General features: G+C 72.8%; 17 protein-coding genes. 7 read left to right on the top strand and 10 right to left on the bottom strand.

Going from position 1 to position 15,439, the window contains the following annotated elements:
* Positions 1-105: 105 nt before the first annotated feature.
* Together WMF24_RS24795 and WMF24_RS24790 are read left to right on the top strand one after the other, a co-directional pair.
* Positions 106-1,089, top strand: a complete 984-nt coding sequence (locus WMF24_RS24795) for an aldo/keto reductase (RefSeq protein ID WP_437729848.1) — start codon at positions 106-108, stop codon at positions 1,087-1,089.
* Positions 1,086-1,610: a MerR family transcriptional regulator gene (locus tag WMF24_RS24790; protein ID WP_437729847.1), complete on the top strand. Its 525-nt coding sequence runs from the start codon at positions 1,086-1,088 to the stop codon at positions 1,608-1,610. The genes WMF24_RS24795 and WMF24_RS24790 overlap by 4 nt, the downstream gene beginning before the upstream one ends.
* A 193-nt stretch (positions 1,611-1,803) precedes the next feature.
* On the opposite strand, the gene WMF24_RS24785 is transcribed toward WMF24_RS24790, so the two are convergent.
* Positions 1,804-2,556 carry a hypothetical protein gene (locus WMF24_RS24785; RefSeq protein WP_437729846.1) on the bottom strand — a complete coding sequence of 251 codons (753 nt, stop codon included), beginning with the start codon at positions 2,554-2,556 and terminating at the stop codon, positions 1,804-1,806.
* A gap of 277 nt (positions 2,557-2,833) precedes the next feature.
* Here WMF24_RS24785 and WMF24_RS24780 point away from each other — a divergent pair, with 277 nt between their 5' ends.
* The 4 genes from WMF24_RS24780 to WMF24_RS24765 all read left to right on the top strand — a co-directional run bounded on the left by WMF24_RS24780 (position 2,834) and on the right by WMF24_RS24765 (position 5,652).
* Positions 2,834-3,328: a hypothetical protein gene (locus tag WMF24_RS24780; protein WP_437729845.1), complete on the top strand. Its 495-nt coding sequence runs from the start codon at positions 2,834-2,836 to the stop codon at positions 3,326-3,328.
* 109 nt (positions 3,329-3,437) lie between these two features.
* Positions 3,438-4,319 (top strand): DUF2391 family protein, encoded by an 882-nt coding sequence (locus WMF24_RS24775; RefSeq protein WP_437729844.1) that lies wholly within the window; start codon positions 3,438-3,440, stop codon positions 4,317-4,319.
* Positions 4,316-4,756: a hypothetical protein gene (locus WMF24_RS24770; protein ID WP_437729843.1), complete on the top strand. Its 441-nt coding sequence runs from the start codon at positions 4,316-4,318 to the stop codon at positions 4,754-4,756. The genes WMF24_RS24775 and WMF24_RS24770 overlap by 4 nt, the downstream gene beginning before the upstream one ends.
* A 59-nt stretch (positions 4,757-4,815) precedes the next feature.
* Positions 4,816-5,652, top strand: a complete 837-nt coding sequence (locus tag WMF24_RS24765; protein ID WP_437729842.1) for a class I SAM-dependent methyltransferase — start codon at positions 4,816-4,818, stop codon at positions 5,650-5,652.
* A gap of 531 nt (positions 5,653-6,183) precedes the next feature.
* Here the strand turns inward: WMF24_RS24765 and WMF24_RS24760 are convergent.
* The 7 genes from WMF24_RS24760 to WMF24_RS24730 all read right to left on the bottom strand — a co-directional run bounded on the left by WMF24_RS24760 (position 6,184) and on the right by WMF24_RS24730 (position 12,298).
* Complete coding sequence (locus WMF24_RS24760; protein WP_437729841.1) at positions 6,184-6,507, bottom strand: hypothetical protein; 324 nt, start codon at positions 6,505-6,507, stop codon at positions 6,184-6,186.
* Positions 6,504-7,157: a hypothetical protein gene (locus WMF24_RS24755; protein ID WP_437729840.1), complete on the bottom strand. Its 654-nt coding sequence runs from the start codon at positions 7,155-7,157 to the stop codon at positions 6,504-6,506. The genes WMF24_RS24760 and WMF24_RS24755 overlap by 4 nt, the downstream gene beginning before the upstream one ends.
* A gap of 218 nt (positions 7,158-7,375) precedes the next feature.
* The gene (locus WMF24_RS24750; protein ID WP_437729839.1) at positions 7,376-8,386 is read right to left on the bottom strand and encodes a DUF6602 domain-containing protein; all 1,011 of its coding nucleotides are present in this window, start codon (positions 8,384-8,386) and stop codon (positions 7,376-7,378) included.
* 147 nt (positions 8,387-8,533) lie between these two features.
* Positions 8,534-9,841: a vWA domain-containing protein gene (locus tag WMF24_RS24745; RefSeq protein ID WP_437729838.1), complete on the bottom strand. Its 1,308-nt coding sequence runs from the start codon at positions 9,839-9,841 to the stop codon at positions 8,534-8,536.
* Positions 9,838-11,196, bottom strand: coding sequence for an AAA family ATPase (locus WMF24_RS24740; RefSeq protein WP_437729837.1), 1,359 nt, complete (start codon positions 11,194-11,196; stop codon positions 9,838-9,840). The genes WMF24_RS24745 and WMF24_RS24740 overlap by 4 nt, the downstream gene beginning before the upstream one ends.
* A gap of 314 nt (positions 11,197-11,510) precedes the next feature.
* Positions 11,511-12,092, bottom strand: a complete 582-nt coding sequence (locus WMF24_RS24735) for a hypothetical protein (protein WP_437729836.1) — start codon at positions 12,090-12,092, stop codon at positions 11,511-11,513.
* Between the two features lie 77 nt (positions 12,093-12,169).
* Positions 12,170-12,298 carry a hypothetical protein gene (locus tag WMF24_RS24730; protein ID WP_437729835.1) on the bottom strand — a complete coding sequence of 43 codons (129 nt, stop codon included), beginning with the start codon at positions 12,296-12,298 and terminating at the stop codon, positions 12,170-12,172.
* 171 nt (positions 12,299-12,469) lie between these two features.
* On the opposite strand from WMF24_RS24730, the gene WMF24_RS24725 reads away from it, so the two are divergent.
* Positions 12,470-13,063, top strand: coding sequence for a Uma2 family endonuclease (locus WMF24_RS24725; protein ID WP_437729834.1), 594 nt, complete (start codon positions 12,470-12,472; stop codon positions 13,061-13,063).
* Between the two features lie 103 nt (positions 13,064-13,166).
* On the opposite strand, the gene WMF24_RS24720 is transcribed toward WMF24_RS24725, so the two are convergent.
* Together WMF24_RS24720 and WMF24_RS24715 are read right to left on the bottom strand one after the other, a co-directional pair.
* Entirely contained in the window at positions 13,167-14,159 is a 993-nt protein-coding gene (locus WMF24_RS24720; protein ID WP_437729833.1) for a hypothetical protein, read from the bottom strand.
* A gap of 141 nt (positions 14,160-14,300) precedes the next feature.
* Entirely contained in the window at positions 14,301-15,350 is a 1,050-nt protein-coding gene (locus WMF24_RS24715) for a hypothetical protein (RefSeq protein WP_437729832.1), read from the bottom strand.
* Positions 15,351-15,439: the final 89 nt, after the last annotated feature.

The following is a 15,439-nucleotide window of genomic DNA, read 5'->3' as shown; positions in this document are numbered from 1 at the left end:
TCGTCCACGAACCGTTCGCCCCCTTGACTTCGAGCGCGCTCCAACTCTTACGGTGGGCTGCGTCGACGCGCCGCGGCCCCTCGCCGCGGCGCCAAGGAGGTCACCATGCACACGCGCAAGCTCGGTCCTCTCCAGGTCTCCGCCCTCGGCCTCGGCTGCATGGGCATGAGCGATTTCTACGGTAGCCGCGACGAGGCGGAGTCCATCGCCACGATCCATCGCGCGATCGAGCTCGGCGTCACGCTGCTCGACACCGCGGACATGTACGGCCCCTTCACGAACGAGGAGCTCGTCGGCCGCGCGATCGAGGGCCGGCGCGACCGCGTCGTCCTCGCGACGAAGTGCGGCGTGGTCCGCGATCCAAGCGACCCCAACGTCCGCGGCATCGACGGCTCGCCGGAGTACATCCGCAAGGCGTGCGACGCGAGCCTGCGGCGGCTCCGCGTCGACGTGATCGACCTGTACCAGCTCCACCGCGTCGACGCGAAGACGCCCATCGAGGACAGCGTCGGCGCGATGGCCGACCTCGTGAAGGCCGGCAAGGTGCGCGCGATCGGCCTCTCGGAGGCGAGCCCGGCGACGCTCCGGCGCGCCCACGCGGTGCACCCGCTCGCCTCCGTGCAGACCGAGTACTCGCTGTGGACGCGCGACCCCGAGGACGGCGTGCTCGCCGCGTGCCGCGAGCTCGGCATCGGCTTCCTCGCCTACAGCCCCCTCGGCCGCGGCTTCCTCACCGGGCAGATCAAGCGCTTCGAGGACCTCGCGCCGGACGACTACCGCCGCATCTCGCCGCGTTTCCAGGGGGAGAACTTCCAGCGGAACCTCGATCTCGTCGCGAAGGTCGAGGACATCGCGCGGGAGAAGGGGGTGAAGGCGTCGCAGCTCGCGCTCGCCTGGGTGCTCGCGCAGGGCGATCACATCGTGCCGATCCCCGGCACGAAGCGCAGGAGCTACCTCGAGGAGAACGTCGCCGCGGCGTCGATCAGGCTCACCGAGGCCGAGCTGCGGCGCCTCGACGAGGTGATGCCGAAGGGCGCGGCCGCCGGCCTCCGGTACCCGGAGCTCGGCATGACGCTCGTGAACCGGTGAGCGCCTCGACCCGAAGAGGGGCGGCGGGAGGAGCCTCCGCGGCCGGTCGAGCGCCCGCGGCCGATCGATCGCCCGCGGCCGACCGATCGCCCGCGGCCGACGAACAGCGCGCCGCCGCGCCGCGCTCCGGCGCGGCCGGCGGGCTGACCATCGCGGAGGTCGCCGCCGCGACCGGCACGAGCGCGCACACGCTGCGCTACTACGAGCGGATCGGGCTGATCCGGTCGGTGTCGCGGGCGCGGAGCGGCCATCGCCGCTACGGGCCGGACGACGTGCGGTGGATCGAGTTCCTCCGCAAGCTGCACGCGACCGGCATGCCGATCCGCCGCATGCTCGCGTATGCGGCGCTCGTGCGGCGCGGCGACGAGACCATCTCCGAGCGCCGCGCGCTGCTCGAGGCCCACCGCGACGACGTGGCCGCGAAGCTGGCCGCGCAGCAGGCGCACCTCGCGATCATCGAGAAGAAGGTGGGCTTCTACCTGGATCTCGAGCGCCAGACCGCGCGCAAGCGCGCGTCGTGAGCCAGCCCGCGCGCAAGCGCGCGTCGCGATCGCCGCACCCCGGCGCCTGCACGGACGGACGTCCCGCGGGCGCCGGGGTGAGCGGGCGTCCTGCGGGCGCCGGGGTGAGCGGGCGTCCTGCGGGCGCCGGGGTGAGCGGGCGTCCCGCTGGCGCCGCGGTGAGCGGCGCCCCGCGGGCGCCACGGGGCGGCGATCAGGCCACGGCTTCCGGCTCCGGCACGCCGGGCTGCCGGATTACGCGCAGCGGGCCCTCGGACGAGACGAGGCCCGCGAGCGCCGGGTCGGTCATCACGTCGAGGATGTCGCGCTCGGCGCCGTCGACCGTGCACCGCCGCCGCACGAGCCGGACGACCTGCGAGTAGTCCACGTGATCCAGGTCGTGCGCGAGCCCCGGCGGTTGCCACAGCGCGTGCTGGCCGTGCCGGTGGGCGGCCTTCGGATCGTACCAGCCGTAGTTCGCGGCCCGGTCGCGGCGCCCGGCGAGGCGGTTCGTGAGCACCCAGTGCTTGCCGACGTTCTCGATGAGCCCGGCGCGCCCGGCGACCCGCTCCTCGACGCGGCGGTGGTGCTCCAGCATGCGCGATGTGTTCGCCATCGTCGGGTCCGGCGCGCCGATGCACGGCGGGATCCGCACGCTCGCCTGCTCCCAGACGAGGTCGCACAGGCGCGTCGTCAGCATCGCGCACTCGAGCAGATCCGCGATGCGCTGCGTCGTCCGCGCGGAGGCGTTGATCCGGACGGAGTCCTGCGCGTCGCCGATGCGAAGCGCGTCCGCGCTCACGAGGAACGTCGCGCGGTGGTCGCCGTGCTCGCTGTGGACCGGCGCCCAGCAGATGGGCGCCAGGAGCCCGCCCTGCACCGCCTCGAGGACGGCGTCCTCGCGCGCCGCGCACGCGCGCTCGGGCAGGCGTGCGACCCAGTCGGTGCCTCGTACGACGTCTGCCATGCTCCCCCCGGCGAGCACGCCCCGGACGGCCGCGGCAGCGCGGCGGCGTCCGGCGGCGTCGTCAGCTGATCGGCTCGCCTGGTTCATTGTGTTGAGCGCGCCGGATCGGCGCAAGGCGCGCGGGCGCGACGCTGTCGCCGGCGTCGCGTCGTCACCGGCACGGCGCCGCCGCTCGCGCGCCGCGCGGCGGCTCCGCGGCGCCGCGGCGCGGCCATCGCCCTCGCCCGCACCTCGGCTGCGCTTTGCGCAGCTCGCCCGCCAGCCCTAAGCTCCGCCCATGTCGCCCCCGGTGAGCCGGTCCTCGTTGCGCCACGCCAGGCCGTTCCGCGCTCTCCGCCTCCTCCTCGTCGCCTGCGCCGCCGCCCTGGCCGCGCCGGTCGCCGGCTGCGGCTCCGGCGGGGCCCAGGCTTCCGGCGGCGCCGCCGCCGAGATCGCCTCGATCGACGCGCGCCTGCGCGGCACCTTCCGGCTCGTCCGCTTCGAGCCCGAGGTGCCGCTCGAGCCGATGCTCGCGTCGATGCTCGAGTTCCAGTACGCGCACCTGGTCATCCGCTTCGACGGCGAGCGCATCGTCGCGGACTCGCCCGGCCTCCACGTCGACCGCGCCTACGAGATCCGCGAGCCCGCGTGGAACCGGTTCAAGATCATCTCCTACGACGAGGCGGGGCTCGCTTACGAGGCGGTGTGCGAGTTCTCCGGGGAGAAGGAGCTCATCGTGTACGCGCAGACGCCGCCCTGGAAGGGCGTGGCCACGCTCCGGCGGGCGCAGTAGCGGCCGGGCCGCCGCGCCCCTGTGCCGGGCAGCGGCCGGGCCGCCGCGCCCCTGCGCCGCATCGCGCGGCCGACCGCCCGTCCGACATGGTGTACAAGAGCGGCGCGACGTGGCCGAACCGAGAGCGCAGCAGGGCAGCGATCCGCACGGGTGGCGCCGGGAGGGCAAGGACCTCACCGCGGCGGTCGCCGGCGGGGCGATCGTGGGAATGCCCCTCTTGTACACGATGGAGATGTGGTTCCACGGCATGGGGCTCCCGCCGTGGCACCTCGGGGGCATCGTCGCGCTGACGCTCGTCGTGACCTTCCTGTGCTCGCTGGAGTCCGGCTTCCGGAACGAGGACACCCTCCTCGGCGTCGCCATGGAGGCGGTGACGTCGGTCGGCATCGGGATCGCCCTCTCGGCCGCGATCCTCGCGCTGATCGGCGAGATCACCCTCGATCGCGCGCCCCGCGAGGTCGCCGGCAAGATCATCCTGCAGGGGGCCGCGGTGAGCCTCGGGGTGGCGTTCGCGAACGCGCAGGTCCGGGGCAAGTCCCGCACGGGGGACGACGAGCAGGCCGAGAAGGCCCCGGAGGGCGATCCGGAGGCGCTGCAGCTCAGGGCGGACCTGCGCGACTTCTCGGCGGCGGCCGCGGGCTCGCTGCTGTTCACGCTGAACATCGCGTCGACCGAGGAGGTCGTGCTGATCGCGTCGCGGCTCTCGCCCTGGCGGCAGCTCGCGATCCTCGGGGTGAGCGTGGCGCTCTGCTACGTCATCCTGTTCGCCTCGGGGTTCGAGCGGCACGATGTGTACGTGAAGAGCCTGTTTCAGAGCCGGGGGTTCGAGACGGTGATGACGTGCGCCGTGTCGCTGCTCGTCGCGCTGGGGCTGCTCCTCTTGATCGGCGAGCGCGAGGCGACGAGCGACCTGCCGACGCTCGTCGCCTCCGTTGTCGCGCTCGGACTGCCCGCGATCGTCGGCGGGGCGGCGGGGAGGCTTGTCGTGTGAGCGACGCGCGGCGGCAGGACGAGGGGCCCGGCGGGGGCGGCAAGGGGAGGCGGGCTGGACGGCAGCTCGCCGAGTGGGTCTCGCTCGCGGTCAGCGCGGCGCTGATCCTCGGCCTGGCCGTGTTCCTCGTGTACGAGGGGCTGACGGGCTCCGAGGGCTCGGTGGTGCCGGAGGTCCGGGCGCTGCCCGAGCGGGCCGAGCAGCACGGCGATGTGTGGGTCTTGCCGGTCCGGGTGAAGAACCAGGGCAAGCAGATGCTCGGCGACCTCGGCGTCGAGCTCCGGTACACGCCGCCGGGAGCCCGCGAGCCGGAGCGCGTCGAGGCGACGATCGATTACCTCGGGAAGCGATCCGAGCAGGAGCTGTACTTCTTCGTGCCGGGCGATCCGAGGGGCATGTCGGTCGAGGCGCGGCCGCTTCACTACCAGGTGAAGTGAAGACAAGGCCGCTGCTCCGGGCGGGGCTGCTGCTGCAGCGGCGGTGATACGTTCGCGCCATGGCTGCCGACGCCCTCTCGCCGAACGAGCGCTTCCTGCTCGATTTTCACCGGTCCCATCCCGGGGCGACCTCCGAGTTCTTCGGTCCCGCTCGGACACCCGAGGGCGGCGACTCGTACGATCGGCTCGCCGCCCTCGTCCCCGAGGGGGACGACGCTGTCGTGCTGGACCTGGCTTGCGGCGATGGCTACCTGCTCGAGCGGATCGGCCAGCGCCGCGGATCGCGCGTGAGGCGGATCGGGCTCGACCTCTCCGCAGACGAGCTGGCCGCGGCGGCGCGACGGCTCGGGCCGGATGTGCTGCTGCTCAACGAGCGCGCCCAGGCGATCTCGCTCCCGCCCGCGTCCGTCGACGTGGTGGTCAGCCACATGGCGCTGATGCTCATGGACGATCCGGCGACCGTGATCGCCGGGATCCACCGCGTGCTGCGGCCGGGGGGCGTGTTCTCGGCGATCGTGGACGGAGGATCCGCGCCGAGCGGTGGCCTCGCGTGCTTCGTCGCGTCCATGGGGCGGACCCTCCGCACGGCGGACCGAGCGTTCCTCTCGCTGAACCATCCGATCGTCATGTCGCGGGAGGGATTGCTCGCCCATCTCGGCGAGGCCGCGGGGTTCTCGGAGGCGCGCGTGGAGGAGCTGGTCGTCTCCCGGCGGGAGCCTCCTGCACGGCTCTGGGAGCTGATGTGCCTGACGTACGACGTCGTGCAGCTCTCCCCCGCAGAGGTGGAGAGCACGCGCCGCGACTTCCTGGACGCCGTCGAGGCGCTCCGGGACGCCGAGGGCCTTGTCGGGTGCTCCGTCGGCCTGCGCCAGTTCACCGCCCGGAAGCAGGCATGAGCCCTGATTACGCGAGAGGACCTCTTCTCGCTGCGGAAATCACCTCCGACCAGGCGATGCGCTGAATCTGCATGCTGATCGGTAAAATTCGATGCGTCGTCGTAATGGGCTGTCTTGGTGCATCGCGTGTCCTGGTTCAGCGCTATTGACCTTGCGCCACCCCTCGCGCGGATCTAGGGGTCGTGGGCTCACGATCGGCTCACTCGAGGGGAGTCGATTCCACGTCGATTCCACAGGGAGACCTCGTGTCGCAACGCCACGAAAGGGCGTCGGGCGAGAAGCTCGCACGGCGCGCCACCGACGAGGCTCGGGCGGTTCATCTCCCGTCCGGCGACCGTGCGCTGGCGGATGGAACACCGCGCGCACCTCACGAAGCGAGTCGCCCGCGCGCAGGGGGCGCCGACCTGCTTCCACCGCAGCCCGCCTGGAGCGGCCGGCGGGCGGGACGCCCGTGGCTCCGCGATCCGTACCTCGTCGAGCCGTTCGTCGCGCCGTCGCCGGCGCCCCTCGGCCAGCCCGCCGAGCGCGTCCTCAGCCGGTCCGCCGAGCGCCCAGCGCCGCCTCGCCGTCGAGGCGGTCCACATCGCGCCGGAGGCTCCTGACCTGCTGCGCGAGCGTGCCGACGCGTCGCTCGATCCGCCGTCGAAAGCTCTCGAATCGTTGCTCCAGGTCGAGGAGCCGTCGCTCGTGGTCCGCGGGCGTCCTCGTCTCCGCCGGCTCTGCGTGCCTGTCGACGGCGTCGAGCGTCAGCATCATGAACTCCGGCTCGCCGCCGCTGGGGGACGGCGGCGTCGGATCGATCGCGGCCCAGTTCCTTGACGACGGGCGCGGCGCGCGGCGGTTCGGCCGGCTCACGGCGCCCTGAGGAACGGTTCGACGCCCTGCCATACCGCACCTTCCAGCGCTGCTGCCATGTCCGGGCCCAGCGGCAGCGTGTGGCGCCCCGAGGCCGCGACGACGAGCTCCCCCTCGCGGAGCCGCGCGACGGATACCCGGTGCACCGGGCCGCTCGGCGGCTGGATCGACCACGCGACAGCGGTCTGGGTCAACCGGTGTCCGCCCTGGCGCACCGGCTTCGGCTTGAGCCTGAGCGCCGGAACCGGCGCGTGAGCCGCCTCGTCGACGACGAAGGTCGCCGTCACCTCGACGCTCACGGCCTCCTTCCCCGGCGTCCCCGGCCAGCCCGCCGAGAGGTGTCGCAGCACCTCGGGCCACCCGCCGACCGCGCGGCTGGAGCTCTTGATCTGCTGCGGCGTCGGCCCCTCGGGCAGCAGCTCCCAGCGCAGCTTGAGCCGCGCGTTCGCCTCGGCGCCCGGCGAGGGGCGTAGATCGCCGTACAGGTACAGCGGCCCGATGCCGCCGGTCGGGAGCGCATAGAAGTACGACGCGTAGTCGACCTTGCTCGCGCCCGGCATCGCCGACATGCCCGCGTCCTCGACGAGCCGCCGCCACGCCTTCCGGGGGGCGCTCGCGTGGATCAAGGCCTCCAGCGAGTCGAGCACCACGCCGCGGCCCCTCGACCTCGGCTCCGACCGGTTCCCGCTACTGCCCTTCGCCCGCGCAGCACGTCCCGACACGGAAAAGTGATCTATGTCGCCTTTGTAAAACAGTCGAATCAATTGCCATGTCCAGGCAATTTATGGGGTTTTTGGTGCGTGAAGGTGACGAAAGGTGAGCGCTGTCGCGGAGCGGCATCCCCCTGTCGCAGGCGCGCTGCTTCCGCTCAGCGCCTGGGGCGGGGCGACCTGCGCGGGTCGCCGGCGGGGTCGATGACATCGAGCCGGACGCTCCCGTGCTCGTCTTCCGCCCTCCGGAGCTGCTCGCGGAGCATGCGCCTCCACGGGATCTCGCCGAGCAGGATGTCATCGATCGCCCACGCGAGGTGCTTCATGGCGGCCCCCAGCGCCTTGATGCCGTTCGTGAACACGAGCTCCGTGTCGGGCGCGATGAAGGGCCGCGGCTCCAGGGCCCCCGCCGAGGTGATCGCTGGCGTCATCAGGACGGTATCCGCGGCGATCACGTCGGGGAGGTGCTCGGCGCCGGTGCCGGCCTGCTGGATCGCGGCGATACGCCGCTTCACGGCCTCGGCCGGATCGTCCTCGAGGTCCCTGTCGACCTGGAGATGCAAGGCCCAGACGGCCGCGTACCAGGGGTTTCGGATCGCGGGGAAGCCCGGGCGACGCTGGATCGTCCCCGGGGGCAGCACGAGCCTCGGCGCGATCATGTCCAGGGGCACGGCGTCGCGCTGCAGCGTCTTCAAGCCCGCCACCTGGCTGCACGCCTTCACGAGGGATTGCCCCCTGTGCTTCACGGGGACCCGCTCCTGGACGTAGAGCGTGTGCTTGACCTCGATGTACGCGAGCACCGCCTCGGCCGGCACGCGCTCCTTCTTGTCCATGCCGCGGTCGTCCCGAAGCCTGCGCAGCGCACGGAAGCGCGCGGCGTCGTAGAGGATGATGTCGTCGCCTTGCTTCCGTCCGGTGCTGTCCACCACCCAGCCGCGACACATGCCGACGCGCTGCGGGAGGAAATCCTTGAGGGTGTCCCGGAGCGCGCTCTCCAGCTCGTTGCCGAGCTCCAGGATCTCGAGGCGGTGGAGCTTCCGGAGCTCGGCGTCCAGGTGCTCGGCGCTCTCCTCGACCCAGCCGCCGTAGAACGCTGCTCGCGGCGGGTCCTCGTTGCCGCCGGCCGGCGCGCCTCGCCCGCGCCCGGCTGCGGCTCCCCCAGGTTGCACGGCCCTCTTGCTGCTCGTACGTGCCACGACGCTCCCTGTCGCTGATCGCGCCCCATCATCGCAGGGCCCCGACCGGCGCGCGCCCCCGTCAGACGCCCTCCCTGGACCCGCCGCGCTCCTTCTCGACCGCGTTCTTGCGCTCGACCGTCACCCCCGCCGCGGTCTCCTCTCCAGCCACGCCCGCTCGCCCCACGGGCACGCGAACTCGAGCGGCTTCGTGAGGATCCACAGCACGGGCAGCGGCGGCGGCGCCGGCGGCGTGGGCCCCGCGCCGTCCGTGAAATAGATGACGCCGGAGACCCTTCGCGCCGCCAGGAACTCCGGCGCGAACACCGGCCGCAGGTCGGTCCCCCCGCGGCCGCCCACGTCGCCGAGCCGCCCCTCGAAGGCGTACACGCGCACGACCTCCGTGTCGCACTCGGCCACCGTGATGCGCGCGACCTCGCTCATCGCCTGGAGCTGCCGCGCGATCTCCTCCAGCTCGTCGCGGCGCATGCTCATCGACGTGTCGATCGCCACGAGCACCGACGGCCTCGCGATCGCCCGCGGCGCGTACGTCCTGCCGGGCACCTCGCCGACGCGCCCCGGGAAACGGCGGTTCGGCCGCGCGTACGTGTGCACGGGCGCGCGCTCCCGCGCCACGAACATCCGTAGCGCAATTTTCCAGTCGAGCGGGTGTTCGCGCGGGCCGAGGACGTCGGTGAGCTCCTCGATGAGCCGGCCCGGCGTCTTGCCCGCGAGCAGCAGGCCCGGCAGGTCCACCGGGTCGCCGTCGCCCGCGAGCGCGCTCGCCTCCTCGGCGGCGCGCAGCAGGAGCTGCCGCGTCTGCTCCACCGCGCCCGGCTCGCGCGACGGGCGGCGGAGCACCCGGTGGTCGTCGATCGCCTCGCCGCCGCGCTGCGGGAGCTTGCCCTCGCGCGCCGCGCTCACGAGCAGGTCGTAGCGCTCGAGCGTGCTCTGGCCTCCGCGCAGGCCGATCGCCGCGTAGGGCTGCCAGCGGATCGGGTCGGGCAGCGGCTCCTCGATGTACTCGTTGGCCGACATCTCGAGGGCGAGGTCCATCAGCTCGGGCTCGTCCGCGCCCGCGAACTTGGGGTGGCAGAGGTGCCCGAGCGCGACGTGGTGCACCTCGTGCAGGAGCACGCCGCGCAGGAACACCGGCTCGCTCATGAACGACTCCACGTTGACGTGGAGGAAGAAGCGGCCCTCGAACATCGAGACGGCCATGCGCTTGACCGACGGGTCGGCGACCGGCGCGAGCCGCGCGAGGATCGCCGCGTAGCAGGGGTACCGCTCCAGAAACCCCGGATCGCGCACGAACGCGTCGAGCCACGCCGCGAGCGCGTCCCTGTCCTCCGGCTCGCCGCCGCGCCCCGCGGGCTCCTGCGCTGCCTGCGCGGCCCCCGCCGCCTGCGCGGCCCTCGCCGCCTGCCCGGCCCGCCTGGCCTCGCTCATTGCGGCCGTATCGGCGTGACGCCGTGCTTCTTCAGCGCCGCCGCCAGCCGCAGGGCCCAGCGCTCGGGGAGCTGCGCGAGCAGCTGCCCGAGGCACGCCCGCGCCACGTTGCTCCGCCGCACCTCCACGAGCTTCGCCTGCTGCGCGAGGTGCGCCGACAGCGCCGTCACGACGAGGCCGATCCGGTGCTGCCGCAGCGGGTCGGCGCGCCACGCGAGCACCTTCTGCTCGGCGGCGCTGCCCGCGTAGTTCTGGAGCAGCTCCTCGGGCCGGACGTCCACGAGCTGCGTCGCCGTCGCGTTGCCGCCGAGCGCCTCCTGGAGCCGCTCGCGGTGGTCGCCCGGCAGGTCCGCGAGCAGCGCCTCGAACGCGGCGAGCGACAGCTTCCGCTGCGCCGCCAGCACGCCGACCTCGGGCCCCTCGAGCAGCGGCGCGAGCCGCGTTGTCACCTCGTCGAAGCGGTCGGTCTCCCCGCGCTCGCGCGCGGCGCGCAGCGCCTTGCCCGCGGGCGAGGTCGGGCCGTAGTCGGCGAGCAGCGCGCGCAGGTCGAACGGCAGCCTCGTCGACCAGGAGTCCTTCGACGCGAGGAGCAGCTCGACCCAGCTCGGCGGCAGGTACCCGCCGAGCGCGTCGCGCAGCAGCACGCCGTCGGCGAGCTCCTCGGGCCGGAGCGCGCCGAGCACGTGCGACGCATACGTCCAGGTGCGCGGCGGCACGTCGTCGAGGATGCGCTCGTGCGCCTGCGCGAGCGCGATGACGCCCGGGTGGATCCCGTTCTCCTGCGCCCAGGCGAGCCAGGACGCCCTGTCGGCGCGCACGCTCAGGTTGAGGAACCTCGCGCGGAGCGCGCGATCGAGGGGCGTCACCTGGTAATCGGCGGACTCGGGGTTCACGGCGGCGAAGCACACCCAGCCCGCGGGCAGCTCGTACTCGTGGAGCCGCCGGGCGCTGAGGAGCTGGAGCGCCGGCTGCTGGATGTACCGCTCCGCCCGGTTGAGCTCCTCGAGCATCAGGATGCCGGCGCCGTCCTGGGGCAGCACCGAGGGCGCCGCGTAGGCGGTCCGGTTGTCCCGGATGACGGGCAGGCCCACGAGGTCGGGCGGCTCGAGGAGGCTCAGGTCGAGCACGACGGTGGCGATGCCGAGCCGCTCGGCGAGCTGCCGGACGACCTCGCTCTTGCCGATGCCCGTGGGCCCCTCGAGGAGCACCGCGCGCCGGGCGCGGTAGGCGAGCTCGAGCACGGCCTCGAGCCGCGGCCCGACCGGGATGGGCGCGGATCGCCCTTCGAGGAGGCTGGGTGAAGTCGCCGCGGCCGGCCTGCCCGGCGCGTTGCCATCGGTTCTGGGCTTCGTCACGTGGCGTCGATCGAGGGAGGTGCGGTGGCGGAAGCGCGAAGAAAAAACGCCGCGGCCCGGGGCCGAGAGCGGCTCGACCATTCCGTGCCCGGCGGGCTCTCGGCGCTCTTGCTGCCGGGTGGACCCGAGCTCTAGCAGCCGCTGCGCGGCCTGTCATTCGCCGGAGGCGAGATAGGCGGCGCGTCCGGGCACCGAGGCGCGCTCGGCGACAGAGGGCGCGTTCGGGGCCGAGGACGCGCGCACCCGGGTGTGCCGAGGACGCGCTCACCCGCGGGTGCCGAGGACGCGCTCACCCGGGTGTGCCGAGGACGCGCTCAGGCGCCGAGGAGCAGCCCGAGGGTCGTCGCGAGCGCGGCGTCGCTCCACGTCGACAGCGCGCGGGGCAGGAGGACGGTCACCTGGTGAGGCTGGCCTCCGCAGCTCCGCGCGCCCTCGTAGTACCGTCCCGCTCGGGTGAGCTCGTAGCTGCAGCGCCCGATCACGCCGGCGAGCTGTCGCTCGTCCAGCCGGTAGTCGGACAGGGCGCCGGCCACGAGGCCGCGCGCGCGGAGCCCTGTCTCTGCCCGGGTCACCGAGAGCTCCAGCGGCATGCCGCCCACGATGCCGATCGCGCCCTGGCCGCTCGTCGTGACGCTCACGGTCTGGTTGAACGCGACGCCCCTGACGGCCTGCCCGCCGCGCCCGCTGTCCGCCGCGTACACCCCCAGGTTGACGTCCGGCCCGAGGACGCGCCCCGGCTCGATGTCCGCGCTGACGAGCTCGCCCGTGGCGGCGAGCAGGATGAACTCGCCCGGCCCCGCCGCGCCGAAGATCTCCTCACGCGCCGGCGCGTCGGCGGCCGGCGCGGGCCCGCACGCCGCCCCGACCGAGAGACAGAGCACAGGGACCAGCCTCATCCGCATCGCAACACCTCCGCGCCGCGCCGGCGCTTCCACCATGACACCTGCGCCGCGACCGCGGTAGATGCCAGCGATCAGCTTGGAAGCCCGGAGATCAACGCAAAGGCGCAAAGGTGCAAAGACGCAAAAAAGAGATCTTTTTCTTTGCGCCTTTGCGCCTTTGCGCCTTTGCGCCTTTGCGTTAAATTCTCGTTCTTCTTCACCTTTTCAGCCCATTTGCCGCGTCGGGGGAGAGCTGAGGAAGCTGAGGAGGGAGGAGAGGAGACGAGGGGCGCGGTGAACCACGTTGCCCGGAAGGCGTTATCGCGCGCGGCGCCGACGTCGCGGGGAGGGCCCGGTTTCGGGGGCGGCTCTACCGTGATACCCTGCAGCGCATGTCGACCTCCGCGAGCCGGATCCCTCCGCGTGCGACCGTCGCGGACCTGCTCGCCCTCCCGGAGGACCGGCGCTACCACGAGATCATCGGCGGCGAGCTGGTCCGGAAGGCCACCCCGACCGGCGAGCACGGCGGGACCCAGGCGGCCCTCACCGGCGTCCTCTTCGACCCCTTCAACCGCCGCCCCGGTGGTCGCCGCCCCGGCGGCTGGTGGTTGCTGACCGAGGTGGAAATCGAGCTGGAGCCTGAGGAGGTCTACCGCCCGGACGTCCTCGGCTTCCGCCGTGATCGCGTACCGGAGCGCCCGAGGGGCAACCCGTTGCGCGTGCGGCCGGACTGGGTCTGCGAGGTGCTGTCGTCCACCAACGCGCGCAACGACACCGTGAAGAAGATGCGCGTCTACCACCGCTGCGAGATCCCGCATTACTGGATCCTCGATCCCAGGGAGGAGACGCTGACGGTCTATCGGTGGACCCGCGAGGGCTATTTGACCGCGCTGCTCGCGGAGCGCGGGGAGCGCGTCCGGGCGGAGCCGTTCGATGCCGTCGAGCTCCCCGTCGGCGTGCTCTTCGGCGACGACGCCGACGACTGACGCGCTCGCCCCCGGCGAGCCTGATAGACCGACCGCCGCGGCGCGCCGGCGGACCGGCGCGCTGTCAGCCCGAGGCCAGCGCGGCTGCTCGACGGGCCCGCGTTCAGCGCGGCTGCTCGAGCGGGGCGCAGGTCGACACGCCAGCTCCGACGATGCGGAAGCCGATGTTCGTCATGTACGCCGTGTCGATCGAGCCGTCGGAGGGGCGATAGCGGCTCACGTTCGTCGTCCGCGACGGGGACCGGAACGGATCCGGGGCGGTGTAGAAATAGAAGTCGCCGCCCCAGAACGAGAACGCCCACGCGCTCGGGGTCTCGATGCCCCGCAGCTCCTTCGCCTCGATGATCTCGCCGGTCTCCTTGTCGATCTCGGCGAGCTGGACCGGCGAGGTGGTGAAGAAGCCGAACAGCCGCCCGTCGCCCGTGCCGGTGAGCTCGGCCGACTCGCCGCGCAGCGAGCCGGTGAACTCGCCGACCGGCGTCAGCGACGAGCCGTCGATCTTCCCGAGCCCGATGTCCGGCGTGTTCGTCGTGCCGGCCACGAAGAGCTCCTCCGCCTCCGGGCGCGAAAGATCGCTCGAGAAGCCCATGCCGAGCCGGGACCACCCGTCCGAGAGCTCGATCGACGTGGGCTCGCAGCTCGCGTCCTCGGTGCTGACCTTGAACAGCGTCCCGGCGCTGTCGTCGGACCGCACGTAGTTGACCCACGCGACCGCGTTGCGATCCACCGCCATCGAGTTCGGATCCATGTTGGTCTGACAACCAAGGACACCGATCCTCTTGAATTCCTTCTGATCGGGCCTGAAGCTGTAGAGCTCGTTATCCTGTGAGAGCACATACACGATCTTCGCCCGATCGATGCACCCGCTCTCGTCTTCCCCGCTCCCGCTGCCCGCGCCGGTGCTGGCGCCGCTGCCGAACACGTCGTCCTCGCCGCCTGGTTCGCCCCCGGTCTCGCCGTCTGCGCCGTTCTCGGTCTCGCCCCCGGCCCCGGTCCCCGGCTTCGGACGGTTGTCCGTGGCGGACGAGCCGCCGTCGGACGCGCTGCAGCCGCTCGCCGCGAGCGCCATCCAGAAGCACCATCGTGCGATTCGCATATCCGCTCTCCCTTCCACGTGCTTCGGTTCGCGTGATTCGGTCTTATAGCGCGCGAACCGCGCGGCCGGGTACACGAAGTCGCGCTGTTCATCGAAGGATCGCCCGCGTCGAATGATGAGCCTCCGCGGCGGGCGGAGTCATCAGGGCACAGCGATGACCTCGTCCGACTGGCAGCAGAAGAACGTCGCGCCCTTCGGTGTCGCCTCGCCGACCGCGACTCCGCCCGTCGCGGCGCACGTGCCCGGCTCGTCCTTGATCCACCGGGCCTCCATGCTCTCGATCCGCAGTTCCGGCCCCGCGACGCACTTCGGCCCCGCCAGCGTCACCGTCTCTGCCCCGAGCAGCGCGCTGCAGCCCTCGTCCTCGTAGGCCGACACGAGCGCGGTGCACGCGCTGCCCTCGAGCGGCCCACACCCGCACGGCGTGCAGCTCCGCGTGTCGTCGAACTCCCGATAGATCTCGCGCAGCTCGGGATACTCCGCCGGGCACTCCGGCGCGCCGGGCCGCAGGTAGCGGACGCACATCGCGAAGCCCGTGGGCCGCGGCACCGGCGCGGCGACGCACATCTTTCCCGGCTCTCTGCACGTGTGAACGCCCGCCTCGCCCGAGCAGCCGCGCGCCCGGACGGTCCACGGCGCGGGCAGCTCGGGCGGCGCCGCTCCGGCGTCGTTCGCCGGCGCGCAGCCGCTCACCGTCGGCGCCTGGATGAGCAGCGAGCCGAGCTCGCCCGAGCCCACGGCCGCCGGCGCGGTGCACGCGCCGCTCCACCCCGCGGGCGCGTCGAACGACGTGGGCGTCGTCCCGTCGCACGCGGCCGAGGCGCTCCCCGTCAGCCCCCCCGGCAGCTCGCACGAGGGCTCGGTGCACCGGCACTCCGGGCAGACGTGATCGGCCTCGAAGCCGCCGTACCCGTCGAACACGAGGCCCGGCGCCTCGGGCGGGCACTCCGGCACGGCCGCCTCCTCGGCCGCTTCCCCCGTCCAGAGCAGGATCGGATCGTCGTACCCGAGGAGCGGTGGGGGCAGACACTCGCCCTCGCACGTGGCGCACGGATCATCGCACTCGTAGGGATCCAGGCCGTAGCACGGGTCGTCGCACGAAAAGAGCTGGATGACGCCGCCGGTCCAGCAGCCAGCGAAGCTCCCGGCGACGGCGAGCGCGATTGCGATCGGGTACCTCTTCATGGTCATGGCCCTTCTCTGGAGCTGTCTCGGTCCGGCTCTCGGACACGGTGTCACCGCGCCGCCCTGATCTCTCGGCGCAGCCTCCCAGACCTCTC

Origin of the sequence: Sorangium sp. So ce1335 (assembly GCF_051521615.1) — a bacterium.
Lineage (GTDB): Bacteria > Myxococcota_A > Polyangia > Polyangiales > Polyangiaceae > Sorangium.
The sequence above is the reverse complement of the archived record's forward strand: the minus strand, read 5'-3'. Positions and strand labels throughout refer to the sequence as shown.